At 66.4% G+C, this 12452-nt stretch carries 12 protein-coding genes; 6 read left to right on the plus strand and 6 right to left on the minus strand.

Annotated features, from left to right (window positions below; all coding sequences use genetic code 11):
• The first annotated feature begins 33 nt into the window (after positions 1-33).
• From lspA to rarD, 3 genes are read left to right on the plus strand one after another with little or no spacing between them, the layout of a single operon-like run.
• On the plus strand, positions 34-720 hold the full coding sequence (gene lspA, locus AC1U2B_RS21640; protein WP_480218392.1) for a signal peptidase II: 687 nt from the start codon (positions 34-36) through the stop codon (positions 718-720).
• A complete protein-coding gene (locus AC1U2B_RS21645) occupies positions 717-1640 on the plus strand; it encodes an RluA family pseudouridine synthase (RefSeq protein ID WP_260972647.1) in 924 nt (307 codons plus the stop codon). Before lspA ends, AC1U2B_RS21645 begins: the two co-directional genes overlap by 4 nt.
• Positions 1637-2566, plus strand: coding sequence for an EamA family transporter RarD (gene rarD / locus AC1U2B_RS21650; protein ID WP_480218393.1), 930 nt, complete (start codon positions 1637-1639; stop codon positions 2564-2566). Before AC1U2B_RS21645 ends, rarD begins: the two co-directional genes overlap by 4 nt.
• 6 nt (positions 2567-2572) lie before the next feature.
• Here rarD and AC1U2B_RS21655 read toward each other — a convergent pair whose 3' ends face one another.
• The 3 genes from AC1U2B_RS21655 to AC1U2B_RS21665 form a co-directional block, all read right to left on the minus strand.
• A complete protein-coding gene (locus AC1U2B_RS21655; protein ID WP_480218394.1) occupies positions 2573-3787 on the minus strand; it encodes a polysaccharide pyruvyl transferase family protein in 1215 nt (404 codons plus the stop codon).
• A gap of 226 nt (positions 3788-4013) precedes the next feature.
• Positions 4014-4784 carry an FkbM family methyltransferase gene (locus AC1U2B_RS21660; RefSeq protein WP_480218395.1) on the minus strand — a complete coding sequence of 257 codons (771 nt, stop codon included), beginning with the start codon at positions 4782-4784 and terminating at the stop codon, positions 4014-4016.
• A 42-nt stretch (positions 4785-4826) separates the two neighbouring features.
• Positions 4827-5582 (minus strand): glycosyltransferase, encoded by a 756-nt coding sequence (locus AC1U2B_RS21665; RefSeq protein WP_480218396.1) that lies wholly within the window; start codon positions 5580-5582, stop codon positions 4827-4829.
• 977 nt (positions 5583-6559) lie between these two features.
• Between AC1U2B_RS21665 and AC1U2B_RS21670 the strand changes: the two genes are divergently transcribed.
• On the plus strand, positions 6560-7876 hold the full coding sequence (locus tag AC1U2B_RS21670) for a UDP-glucose dehydrogenase family protein (protein WP_480218397.1): 1317 nt from the start codon (positions 6560-6562) through the stop codon (positions 7874-7876).
• Positions 7877-7926: 50 nt separating this feature from the next.
• Positions 7927-8859: a glycosyltransferase family 2 protein gene (locus AC1U2B_RS21675; protein ID WP_480218398.1), complete on the plus strand. Its 933-nt coding sequence runs from the start codon at positions 7927-7929 to the stop codon at positions 8857-8859.
• A 35-nt stretch (positions 8860-8894) separates the two neighbouring features.
• Here AC1U2B_RS21675 and AC1U2B_RS21680 read toward each other — a convergent pair whose 3' ends face one another.
• Genes AC1U2B_RS21680 through AC1U2B_RS21690 form a run of 3 tightly spaced genes read right to left on the minus strand, consistent with a single transcriptional unit; the run spans position 8895 to position 11352 of the window.
• Positions 8895-9689 carry an ABC transporter permease gene (locus tag AC1U2B_RS21680; protein ID WP_480218399.1) on the minus strand — a complete coding sequence of 265 codons (795 nt, stop codon included), beginning with the start codon at positions 9687-9689 and terminating at the stop codon, positions 8895-8897.
• Entirely contained in the window at positions 9686-10423 is a 738-nt protein-coding gene (locus tag AC1U2B_RS21685) for an ABC transporter permease (protein WP_480218400.1), read from the minus strand. The genes AC1U2B_RS21680 and AC1U2B_RS21685 overlap by 4 nt, the downstream gene beginning before the upstream one ends.
• Positions 10420-11352 carry an efflux ABC transporter ATPase subunit, DrrA-related gene (locus tag AC1U2B_RS21690; RefSeq protein WP_260938833.1) on the minus strand — a complete coding sequence of 311 codons (933 nt, stop codon included), beginning with the start codon at positions 11350-11352 and terminating at the stop codon, positions 10420-10422. Before AC1U2B_RS21690 ends, AC1U2B_RS21685 begins: the two co-directional genes overlap by 4 nt.
• Before the next feature lie 366 nt (positions 11353-11718).
• Here AC1U2B_RS21690 and AC1U2B_RS21695 point away from each other — a divergent pair, with 366 nt between their 5' ends.
• Entirely contained in the window at positions 11719-12417 is a 699-nt protein-coding gene (locus tag AC1U2B_RS21695; RefSeq protein WP_260938831.1) for a TetR/AcrR family transcriptional regulator, read from the plus strand.
• The last annotated feature ends 35 nt before the right edge of the window (positions 12418-12452 follow it).

Genomic DNA, 12452 nt, shown 5'->3' on the forward strand with positions numbered 1-12452 from the left:
TGTTCCTCACGGCGTCTTTGGGATGATGGGGGAGTGACTGATGAATCCACGGAACCCGAGGCGACTCCGGGAACCGAGCCCGAGGCGACCGATAACACCGGGCCGGAGGCGACGACGGGGACCGAGTCCGCGCTGACCGCGCGGCCTCAGACCCCGCCCACCGCACGGCGGCTGCGGCTGCTGCTGGTGGTGGCAGCGCTGGTGCTGGGCCTGGATGTGGTGACCAAAGTGCTTGCGGTCAAGCTGCTGGTGCCCGGCCAACCGGTCGAGATCATCGGCGACACCATCACCTGGACGCTGGTCCGCAATTCCGGGGCGGCCTTCTCGATGGCCACCGGCTACACCTGGGTGCTGACGTTGATCGCCACCGGTGTGGTGCTCGGCATCATCTGGATGGGCCGGCGGCTGGTCTCGTTCTGGTGGGCGCTCGGCCTGGGGATGATCCTCGGCGGTGCGGTGGGCAACCTGATGGACCGATTCTTCCGGTCGCCGGGGCCGTTGCGTGGGCACGTGGTGGATTTCCTGTCCGTCGGCTGGTGGCCGGTGTTCAACGTTGCCGATTCCGCGGTGGTGTGCGGGGCCGTGCTGCTGGTCGGCCTGTCGATGTTCGGCTTCGATTTCGACACCGAGGGCAAGCGGCCGCCCGAGGATGCGGCGGAGCCCGTGGGACCGGAGCCGGAACCGGCCGCGGTCGTCGACGAGGCTGAAACCGGCCGATGAGTAGCCGTTCGATGCCGGTCCCCGAAGGACTGGCCGGGATGCGGGTGGACGCGGGCCTGTCTCGACTGCTGGGGTTGTCGCGGACCGCGGTGGCCACGATCGCCGAAGACGGCGGGGTCGATATCGACGGCGCCCCGGCGGCGAAGTCGGACAAGCTGGTGGCGGGCTCCTGGCTGGAGGTGCGGCTGCCGGAGGCGCCGCCGCCGGTGGAGAACACGCCGCAGGATATCGAGGGCATGGGGATTCTCTACTCCGATGCCGACATCGTCGTGGTGGACAAGCCTGCCGGGGTCGCGGCGCACGCCTCGGTGGGTTGGACCGGCCCGACGGTCCTCGGCGGGCTGGCCGCCGCGGGCTTTCGGATCAGCACGTCGGGTGTCCATGAGCGACAGGGCATCGTGCACCGCCTCGACGTGGGTACCTCCGGCGTCATGGTGGTGGCGCTGTCCGAGCGGGCCTACACGGCGCTCAAGCGGGCGTTCAAGCACCGCACGGTCGACAAGCGCTACCACGCGCTCGTGCAGGGTCACCCGGATCCGTCCAGTGGCACCATCGACGCGCCGATCGGCCGCAGCCGGGGCAATGACTGGAAGTTCGCCGTCACCGAGGGTGGCCGGCACAGCATCACGCACTACGACACCGTCGAGGCCTTCGTGGCGGCGAGCCTGCTCGACGTGCACTTGGAGACCGGCCGCACCCATCAGATTCGGGTGCACTTCTCGGCGCTGCACCACCCGTGTTGTGGCGACCTGACCTACGGCGCCGATCCGACGTTGGCGAAAAAGCTTGGGCTCGAACGGCAATGGCTGCACGCGCGGTCGTTGGGATTCGCGCACCCGGCCGACGGCCGGTGGTTCGAGATCACCAGCGAGTACCCGCCGGAATTGCAGCACGCCCTCGACGTGTTGCATCGGCAGTGACCACTACCGCGACGGCCACTTCCAACCAGAACCGGGGATTGCTGCTCGGGCTCGGCGCCTACGGCTCCTGGGGACTGTTTCCCGCGTTCTTCCCGCTGCTCAAGCCGGCCGGCGCGTTCGAGGTGCTGGCCCACCGCATCGTGTGGACCGTGCTGCTGATGGTCGTGGTGCTGGCCGTCGGCCGCCGCCTGGGTGACCTGCGCAGGCTGTCGGGCCGCACCTGGGGCCTGCTGGTGTGCGCGTCGGCGTTGATCTCGCTCAACTGGGGCATCTACATCTATGCGGTCAACAACGGCCACGTGGTCGACGCGGCACTCGGCTACTTCATCAACCCGCTGGTGAGTGTGGCGCTGGGCGTCGCGCTGTTCGGCGAGCGGCTGGGTCGCGCTCAGGCTGCGGCTCTGGCCATCGCCGTGGCCGCGGTGATCGTGCTCGCGGTGCAGGGCGGGGAGGTCCCCGCGATCGGCCTCGGCGTTGCGGTGTCGTTCGGTGTGTACGGTGCGGTCAAGAAGGTGGTTCGCGCCGACCCTCGGGTCAGTGTCGGCGTCGAGGCCGGGGTGGCCGCCCCATTCGCGCTGGCCTATCTCATCGTCCTCAGCGCCGCCGGGCAGGCGACGGTTCCGTCGCTGGGACCGGGCCACACGCTCCTGATGATGCTGTGCGGCCCGGTGACGGCACTGCCGTTGCTGATGTTTGCCGGTGCGGCGCAACGGCTCCCGCTGGTCACCATGGGTCTGCTGCAGTACCTGACGCCGGCGCTGCAGATGGCGTGGGGCGTTGTCGTCGGCCATGAGCCCATGCCGGCCGGGCGGTGGGTCGGCTTCGTCCTGATCTGGGTCGCACTTGCCGTGTTCACCGGTGACGCGGTGCGGCGCGCCCGTACGCCGGTGTCGGAGCCTCCGGAGAAGGACCCGGTCGCGACCTAGACGACGCTAGGACGCCGCGGCGTGGCGGTAGTCGCAGGACCGCTGGTCGACGGTGCTCGGCTGCGGTACCGGGCGGCTGTCGACGAAGCTGCGCAGTCTGCTGCGGAGCCGGTCCAGCTCTGCGCGCGCCGCGGTGATGCGCGACGTGACCGACGCGTTGTCCGACAGCATCTCGTCGAGATAGGCGTTGATGGCGGCCGGTTCATCGGTCGGCAACGCGAAGCCACCGGGTTTCAGGGTGCGGACGGTCTTCTCGGTGGTCCAGTTCGACACCGCCAACGGGACAGCGCCTTCGGTGGCACCGATGATCAACGCGTGCAGCCGGTCGCTGGCGACGATCGCGGACTGCCGATGGAGGGCGCGAATCTTGTCCTCGCACTGGGCATGTGACTGGTTGCCGAAGAGCAGCGCCTCGGTGCCGGGATGAAGTTCACGGGCGAGCTTCGCCATGGCCTCGTCATCGTCCCGGACCTGACTGAACACCTGAATTCGCAGCCCGCGCGCGTCGGCAATCTCGCGCAGGAGGCGAATCTTGCTTGCGCTCAGGGCATCTCGGTCCCACCGCGTCGTTACGGCCAGGACCTTACGCTCGCAGGGCGGGGCGCCCAGACCCTCGGTGAGCGGATCGGGGCCTTCGCCGAATGCCCAGTCCGGCACCACGTCGCCAACGCCGAAGGAGTCCGACGTGCCCGGATCGCGCCAGGCGACGACAGCCATCTTGCGTCGCGCGTAGCGCTCCATCGCCGGCACGTCGACCGATTTGCGGACCCGCCGGGTGCCGCGACTGGCGGCCTTGCCGACCGTCGACAAACGCACGCCGGCACCGGCCTGGACCGCCGTGCCACGGTGGGCGAGCGGGAGCAGCGCACAGAGCGCCGTCCACCAGCCAAAGTAGAAGCGAGTGCGCTCGGGGTAGACGATTTCGCCCGCCGGCATGACCATCACCGTGCGGTTGGTCATCGCGCTCGCGGCGTAGCGGGCGAGCCAGCCGATCGGGGTGTTGTGTACAGCTTCGTCTCCGCGCAGTCCGACCGCGGTGAGATACCTGTCATCGTTGGGGATCGGCATGTACTTCCGGCCGACATGGACGTGCAGTCGGGCACCGTCGATTCCGTGAAATGTCCGGAGCATGCCGCGCCTGAGGATCGAATCGCCGATGTTGCCGTTGTCGCCCCATGTCGACAGGAAAACTCGCGCCAACGTCACTGCCCCCTTCGGCATCCCCGAGTGTCAGAAATTGTGGTCCCTGTGAGGATGTTCAGGACCCTAACAGGTAGCTACCAGCTTGCGCGCCGAGACGGGACGCCCATTTGGCGTTAGCTGGTCGCGCGCGGGTGCGCGGCGGCAACGCCGCCGCAATTGACGAATTCGTCGATTTTGGTCGTCGCTGGGGGTGGTGCCAGGCGCGCGGTGAGCTACCCGGTGCCCCGGGGGTGCTGGCCGGCGTTCACCGGCCGGGGAAGACCTGACGAATGCTCGCCAGCTGTGCCGCGTTGTCAGGGTGAACAAAGATGAAGTTGTTCACGTAGTCGGGCGAGCGTTTGCCGCCGACCGACTTCGCGGCCTCGGGCCGCTGAAGCGCTGCGAGATCGAATTCGGCCGCATGCCGGAGCGCGCCCCGGTGCAGAAAATAGCCCTGATATCCCACCGATTCGAAAAACGCGAAGGTCTGTGCGACACCCCCGGCGTTATGCCGCTCCTCGCATTCCACGATGCACGTCGGCTTCGATGTCTCCAGGGTTTGAATACCGCCGCGAAGAACTGCCGATTCGTGGCCTTCCACGTCGATCTTTATCACGCCGAGTCGGCTCAGATCGAGTTCGTCAATTGTCGTGATCGGCACGTTGATGGTGCGCAGACTGAAGCCCGGATTTGCATCTTGCTGCAGTGAACTGCGAGTGAGGACATCGCGACCGCCGCGAGTCGGGATGTGAAAGGTGGTTTCACCAATTCGGTCGGACAATGCCACCGGCAGAACCCGATTATCCGGCTTGATGATCCGGCGCAGGCCGGCCGCCATACCCGGATGTGCCTCGACGGCGACAACTTTGCGGAACTGATTGAGCGCGCAGTATGAATAGACGCCCACATTGGCGCCCACGTCGAGAAAGTCCCGACTTGAATCCTTGAGTAGGGCAAGAAGTCTGAGCTCGGGTTCACCTTTGCGCAGCTCCCATTTGACGAGCTGGCGGGCGCGGATGGCGTGTGCTGAGATCATGTTTGCTATTTGCCGCATTCTCTGACGAATTTGTAACGTGTTTCAGTGGCTGTCGGCACTGTCGCGGAACACCGCCGCGGTGCGCGCGGCAGCCTCGCTCCAGCTGCTGTAACTACCGGCCCACGAGCGCATCGATTCGCGGTCGACGGTGCCTGCCTGCGCGCGCGCCTCGGCGAGGCCCACCGCCAGTCCGTCGACGCCGAGTTCGACCGGGTAGAGCCGCTGTCCGCCGGCGAGATCGACGAGGTGGTTGACCTCGGGTCCGATGACGGGGCAGCCCATGCTGAGTGCCAGCAGGGCGCTGCCGGACGTGAAGAAGCCACGATGCGCGATGACGGCGCCGTCCGCAGCGGCGAAGTACAACGGGACGTCGTCCTTCGAAATCCGCTTGGCGCACAACAGGATTCGCGGGTCTTCCCGGGCGAGCTCGAGGTCCGCCGACACGTCACCCTGCGGGTTTCCGGCCAGGATCAGGCGGTCCTGGTCTCTGGCGACCTTCTGGAAGGCGCGGATGATGTCGCCGATTCCCTTGTAGGGGCGCAGCAATCCGAAGGACAGGGCGACGAAGCCGTCGATGGGCAGGCCGAGCTTGGTGCGGGCTGCCAACTGCGACGGCGGTGCCGGGTGTGAGTCGATGTAGTGCGGGTGCCGAACCACGGTGCATGGCCCCGTATATCCGAATTCCGCCGCGAGCGTCTCCTGGGCGCTGGGGAAATGGATGAACACGTGGTCGACGAGCGCGAGTAGGTCCTTGCGGATACTGCGGCCCAGTTCGGGGTGTGGATCATCGTGTGGCACGAGATTGTGCGCGGTCCAGGCAATGCGCACGCCGCGCCGTTTCAGTATTTGCAATTGCCGGTTGAATGCTGCGGCGCGCGCTTCATATATCCAGCGCACATGGCTGGTGTGCGCTTCTGTGGACCAATGCAGATGCAACCAATCACCGGCATGTAGGCGAGCGGATTCGATGCTCAGGATATGGGGCGCAGAAACTTCCAGGCCTTCGGTGCGTAACCCATTGATCATGTTGGGCAGATACGGGTTGTCCAACCAGTGTGGCCACACCGCCACTCGAATCGGCTTTGTGTCCTTGGCGGCAGAGGTATCCAGAGCGTGCGGTGCAGGCCGAGTAAGCGGGCGAGCCATGCAGCGGACTCTACAGTTCGATGCGGCAAATCTGCCATATATCTGTGAATTACGGCCGGGCGCGAATATTTCCTTTTGGTTACCAATGCGAACGGTCTCTGAACAGCGACTTCGGGCTGACCGGGAATTGTCGGAGTTTGACTGCCGAATACAATTCTGACGCGCACAGCAATTGTGTTGCCCGCATATCTCTGGCAAATAACGGACGGCGCCTGGGCGGTTGGCCCGGGTGTCGATCGGCAATCCTGTGTCGGCGCCCACCGTGATTTTTCGGTCGTCAATCGGCGACATCGCGCCTGTCGTATGGCCACGGCAACGACGCGACGGGCTCATTCGGGCCGATCGGTGTCGATCGAGCAAACCTGAGCGCCCATGCCCAAATCCCCGTCCCGGGCCGGCGCCGCAGCGCTCGCGGTCAGGGTTGGCGTCGCCCAGGTGGCCGAACGGCAGTTCGCGGCGACTCGACGAGGCCCCGGCGGGATGGTGTGGTGTACTTAGCTACGACGGCTGCTGCTCTCGAATATTCCCGGGTCCGTGCGTCCCGACCGTGCGTGGAGCGCGCTCAGAATGATTGACCGGCGACCCCTCAGTGGTCGGAAAATTGCTGCTACGACGGGGAGTTCGGCTGTATGAGATTGAGCGTGATTGGAACGGGTTATCTGGGCGCCGTTCACGCCGCTTGCATGGCACACATCGGGCATGAGGTCGTTGCGTACGACACCGATGCGTCGAAGATCGCCGCGTTGTCGGCCGGTACCTCGCCGTTCTACGAGCCGGGGTTCGACGAGCTGCTCGCCACGGTGCTCGCCACCGGACGGCTGCGCTTCACCGATTCCGCGCAGGAAGCGGTGTCCGGCGCCGCGGTGCACTTCGTCTGTGTCGGAACGCCGCAGTTGGCCGGTTCCGACGCCGCGAACATCGAGTACGTCGACAGTGCCTTCCGCGCGGTGGTGGCCAACGCTGACTGCGACGGGCTGATCGTCGGCAAGTCCACCGTCCCGGTCGGTACGGCCCAGCGCCTGGCCGCAGAGGTCGCGAAGACGTCATCGGGTCTCGAGGTCGCGTGGAATCCGGAGTTCCTCCGTGAGGGCAAGGCGATCGAGGACACGTTGCAGCCGGACCGTCTGGTGTTCGGGGTCACCTCCGAGTACGCGGAGAAGGCGCTGCAAGAGGTCTACGGGGCCCTGCTCGATGGCGGCACGCCGTATCTGACGGCGGACCTGCCGACGTCGGAACTGGTGAAGGTCGCTGCCAATGCTTTTCTCGCGACCAAGATTTCGTTCATCAACGCCATGGCCGAGGTGTGCGAGATCGTCGACGCCGACGTGACGGTGCTGAGCCGCGCGCTGGGGTACGACGATCGCATCGGTAAGCGATTCCTGAACGCGGGCCTGGGTTTCGGCGGCGGCTGCCTGCCCAAGGACATCCGTGCGTTCAGCGCCAGGGCCGGTGAGCTGGGGGCCTCGGACGCGCTCAGGTTCCTGCACGAGGTCGACAAGATCAACCTCCGCCGGCGCGAGAAGGCCGTGTCCGTGGCGCGCGCGATCGTCGGCGGGGAATTCCTCGGCAAGAGCATCGCCGTGCTGGGGGCGGCGTTCAAACCCAACAGTGACGACGTGCGTGACTCGCCGGCGCTGAACGTGGCCGCCGCGATGCACTTGAAGGGTGCGGACGTCCGCGTCCACGATCCGAAGGCGATCGACAACGCCAAAGCCCGGTTCCCGACGCTCGGTTACTTCGACACCGCCGAAGACGCCTGCCGGAACGCGGATCTGATCGTGCTGGCGACCGAGTGGGACGAATACACCAACATCGATCCCGCGGCGTTCCGCTCGGTCGTGAAGGAGCCGCGCCTGCTGGACACCCGCAACGTCATCGACCGGGAGAACTGGTCGCGTGCCGGGTGGCAGGTGTATTCCCTCGGTCGTGGCGGATTGCACGTCTGATCCGCGGCCGCGCCGCTGCTCGACGAACTTGCGATAGAGGAGATTGATCCATGGCGGGTCAGACGATCGACGTGATCATTCCGGTCCGCGACATGGCTGATCACCTTCCGAACCTGCTTCGGCCGTTGCTCGATCAATTGTCCGAGGGCGACCGGGTCACGGTCGTCGACGACGCTTCGGCCGACGACACGGCGGCGGTCGCGCGTTCGCTGGGCGCCAACGTCGTGACGCTGACGAACAGCCGCGGTCCCTACTACGCGCGGCAGGTTGCCGCGAGCCGGTCGGACGCCGACATCCTGCTCTTCATCGACGGGCGCTGCCGGCCCCTGCCGGGTCTCCTCGACGCGCATCGGGCCCTCCAGGGGCAACCTGGAGTTGCGTTGTCCTGCACCAACGTTCGTACCTTGTCGGGGCCGACCGTGGCCGCCCGGATGGCGGCGAAGATGCAGCCGTTCATGTTGCCCCGCGGGGGCGGGGCGATGAAGGCGGTCGTCGGGATGGTGCCGGCGCGGCCCGACTACTACCCGACCTGCAACCTCGGCATCGACCGGATCGCCTTCGAGAAGGTGGACGGGTTCCGGGCGATGCGTGGCGGCGGTGACCTCGACATCTGCTGGCGGATCCAGGATCAGTCGCTCGGCACCATCGCCACCGACACCCGGGTGCTGATGGAGTGGGAGCCACGGACGGCGATCCGCGATCTGGCCAGCCAGTGGAAGCGTTACGGCAACAGCAACGCGTACATCCGCTGGGCGCACCGTAACGACTCCGTCAGCAAGGGCACCCACGCCCCGGCGCGGGTCTCACCGGCGGTTGCCTGGACGACGCTGCGGGCCGAGCTGCGGCGTCCGCCGTCGGAGCTGGCGGCTACCGCGATCCTCGGAATCGCTTTCCAATACGGCTATTTCGCCGCGCAGTTCAAGCGCAAGGAGTTCGAGATGCCGGTGCATTTCGACGTGGCTCGGGACACCGGCTCCGCCTAGGCGAACGCCGGTCCGCGCCGGCTGACCCGACTGGCTCAGCCGTCGACTTTGCCGCCTTCGACGGCGGCGCGGTACGAGCGCACGGCCATCGGGACGACGACCGCCGCGATCACCACCATCCACAACGACGCCACGGCCAGGGGCTGCCAGAACGCGCCACCGGTGGACAGCGCCCGCATGGCCGCCGCCGCGGGTGCGATCGGCTGGTAGTCGGCAAGGGGACGCAGTGCGGCCGGAATCCGCGCCGGCGGGATCAAGGTGGCGAACGCCAAGCCCATGCAGGCGGTATTCGTCCAGGTGAGGATCATGCGGCCCTGCGGTCGCAGGGCCAGGGTGATCACGATGGTCGCGAAGACGAGCACGATGACCACCGGGACCAACAGGTAGACCAGGAACGCGATCCAGTTGCCCGAGAAACGGAATCCCATCAGGTAGCCGGTCGCCACGACGAACGCCGATGCCGCGAAGGTGCGCAGCGCCTCGGCCAGCAGGGCGCCGGTCAGGGGAGAGGTCCGTCGAACGGGCATGATCCACAGCCGGGTGAGCAGGCCGCTGTCGCGGTCGTGGGGCACGGCCAGACCGGCCCCGATCGCGCCCGACATGGCGCCGGCCAGCGTGCAGACCGGGATCAGGATGTCCAGGCCGCTGTTGCCGGTGAGGCGGACCATGGACTTGCCGACCAGGATGCCGTAGATGAGCAGCAGCAGGGTCGGAAACACCAAGGCCTGCACCGGCACCATCGGGTACCGACGCCACTGGATGAAGAGCCGGCCGGCGAAGATCCAGCTCTCGGTGAGCAGTGAATGTTGGTGCTGCGAACTCCGATTCACGATGATCGCTCCTGAAGTCGAACGGCGAAGGCGCCGAACACGAGCAGCAGCCCGACCGTCCACGCCAGGCTGGCGCCGAGGTTGCCCGTATCGATGTGACCGCTGGTGAATCCGCGCAGTGCGTCGGTGATCTGCGAAACCGGTTGGTAGCGCACGAAAGAATGCAGCCACGAAGGAAATGCCTCGACGGGCGCGAGGCCGGTCGACAGCATCACGAGGAACAGCTGGGGGATCAGCAGCAGCTGGCTGGCCACCTCGGCGCGTCCGGCCTTCGATCCGGTGGCGTCGGCACCGAACGACACGGCCAGGGTCAGCGTCAGCGCCAGCACGATGAAGGCTGCCGCATAACCGATTCCGGTGGTCACCCGGAAGCCCAGCAGATACGCGGCGAGCACCGATGCGACCAACGCGAACAGGCCGCGGATCAGGCAGTAGGCCATCCGTGCCATCAGCGGCGCATAGGGGGAGATGGGCAAGGTGCGCATCCGGGAGCCCAGGCCGCTGGCCTTTTCTCCGGCGGCCCGATCGGTGGTGGTCAGCGCACCGAACAACATCGCCTGCACGACCACCGCCGGCAGGATGTACTGCACGTAGCTCATGTCGCCGGTGGCGATGACACCGCCGAGCATGAACGTGAGGCCGATCAGCGTGGAAACCGGCACCAGCACGGCGAAGACGAGGTCCAGCCAGCCCTTGCGAAGGAGCCGGCCCGTCAGGAGTCCGAACGCCGTCACTTGGACTTGACCGGGGTGGTGAGGTGCAGGAACACCTCGTCGAGCGAGGGCCGGCGCAGCGAGATGTCGATTAGGTCGACGCCGATCTCATCCATCCGCCGGAAGACCTCGGTCAGGGTCGCGACGCCGTTCGGGGCCGGTACCGCCACCGTCGTGGCGTCGGTGTCGACCTCCACCTCATCGAAGTCGGCCAGGGCCGTCGCGATGCGCGGCAGGTCGTCCGGGTTGAGCGGGGTCATCTCGCAGTAGCTGGAGCCGGTCTGGCGCTTGAGCTCGTCGGCGGTGCCGCGGGCGACGATCTGACCGGCGTTGAGGATGACGATCGAATCGCTGAGGATGTCGGCTTCTTCCAGGTACTGCGTTGTCAGCAGCACGGTGATGCCCTGGGCTTTCATGGACGACACCAGATTCCAGACGTCGCGGCGGCTGCGCGGGTCGAGGCCGGTGGTCGGCTCGTCGAGGAACAGCACCTTCGGCGGGACGACCAGGGACACCGCGATGTCGATACGCCGGCGCATGCCGCCGGAATACCCGCTGACCTGGCGATCCGCGGCGTGGCCCATGTCGAATTGGGTGATCAGTTCGTCGGCCCGGCTGCGGGCTTCGCCGCGCCGCAGGCCCCGCAGACGGCCAAACAGGACGAGGTTCTCGCGTCCGGTCAGCCGTAGATCGAGCGCGGCGTCCTGCCCGGTGACGCCGATTGCCTGACGAACCTTCCCGGGCTCCTTGGCCACGTCGTAGCCGGCCACGATCGCCTGGCCCGAGCTCGGCTTGAGCAATGTGGACAGGATCTTGACCGTCGTCGTCTTACCGGCGCCGTTGTGTCCCAGCAACGCACACACAGAGCCGGTGGGGACGGAAAAGCTCACGTCGCGGAGTGCGGGAACGGACCCGCCAAAAGTCTTGGCGACGTTAATGAGCTCGATCACGGAGTCATACGATACAGAGAGCCACAGCGCATTCAATTCGCACAGCGCTCGCCGCGATGTGGACATCGTCACTGTGCGCGGCTGTTTGCCCGGCGCCTCGAGACCGCGATCGGTTGCCGGATCTCTACGTTGGCGACAAATTTCCGGGCAAATGAATTGCGGCGCTCGGCGGCGTGGCGGAAGACAGCGCTGATCGGCCGGCGAACGCAGCGCCGTCTGTGCCGGTCACCGGACAGAATCGACGGATCCGGACGGTCTCGGACGGCAAGTTGGCTGAGCATTGATGGGGTAGCGGTTGACCAGGCATCAGCTATGTCTTAGAGTTTGCTGAATTCGAAAATATCCCTTTCTGTGCGAGGACGTGGCATGGTGCAACTCGAGGTTCTCCCAGTGAAGGCAACTCGCCGGAGGGGTCGCCCGGCGGGCACTGATTCTGCTCAGACCCGGGCCCGCATCTTGGGTGCCGCGCGCGAGGTGATTGCCGTCCGTGGCTACCACGCCACCACCATCCAGGCCATTGCCGAGATCGCCGAGTTGAGCCGTCCGACGCTGCATTACCATTTCCAGACGCGCGAGGACATCTACCACTGCCTGCTGAATGAGATCGCCACGACGATCGATCTCTGCATTACCCGCGCGGGCGCGGAATCCACGCTGCCGTCCCAGATTTCGGTGCTGATCACCGAATTCCGCAATGCCGGCGTCCATGAACCGGAGAGCGTCGCGCTGCTCGTCAGCTCCTACCTCGAGGCCGACCGACTGCCGGCCCCGAGGCGGGATGCGAAGGCTGCCGTCCGCAAATTCATGGATCAGGCCGTGCGCGACGCCGTGGCGCGCGGGGAGTTGCCCGCCGAGACAGCTGTGGCTCCTGTTGCCGATCTGCTGTACACCATGGTGTGGGGACTCGGGTTCTACGCCGGGCTGGTGGCCGACCGGGACCGTGTCGAGGCGGTAACTAAGCAACTGCAACTGGTGTTGCACAAGGGGTTGCTGGTGGCTCCGGTGGCAACTGAAGTGTGCGTGGCCGAAGAGCGTGTCCCCGCGGGCGTCGCCGCCTTGTCGTAGTCGTCCTGACGACACAGCACCCGACACGCCGAACC

The organism is Mycolicibacterium sp. P4_G11 (assembly GCF_056555145.1).

Bases quoted from the DNA above. Each gene is read 5' to 3' on its own strand.
- AC1U2B_RS21655 (WP_480218394.1), bottom strand. From the start codon at position 3,787: ATGCCGAAGGGGGCAGTGACGTTGGCGCGAGTTTTCCTGTCGACATGG.
- AC1U2B_RS21645 (WP_260972647.1), top strand. From the start codon at position 717: ATGAGTAGCCGTTCGATGCCGGTCCCCGAAGGACTGGCCGGGATGCGG.
- AC1U2B_RS21670 (WP_480218397.1), top strand. From the start codon at position 6,560: ATGAGATTGAGCGTGATTGGAACGGGTTATCTGGGCGCCGTTCACGCC.
- AC1U2B_RS21675 (WP_480218398.1), top strand. From the start codon at position 7,927: ATGGCGGGTCAGACGATCGACGTGATCATTCCGGTCCGCGACATGGCT.
- AC1U2B_RS21695 (WP_260938831.1), top strand. From the start codon at position 11,719: ATGGTGCAACTCGAGGTTCTCCCAGTGAAGGCAACTCGCCGGAGGGGT.
- AC1U2B_RS21660 (WP_480218395.1), bottom strand. From the start codon at position 4,784: ATGATCTCAGCACACGCCATCCGCGCCCGCCAGCTCGTCAAATGGGAG.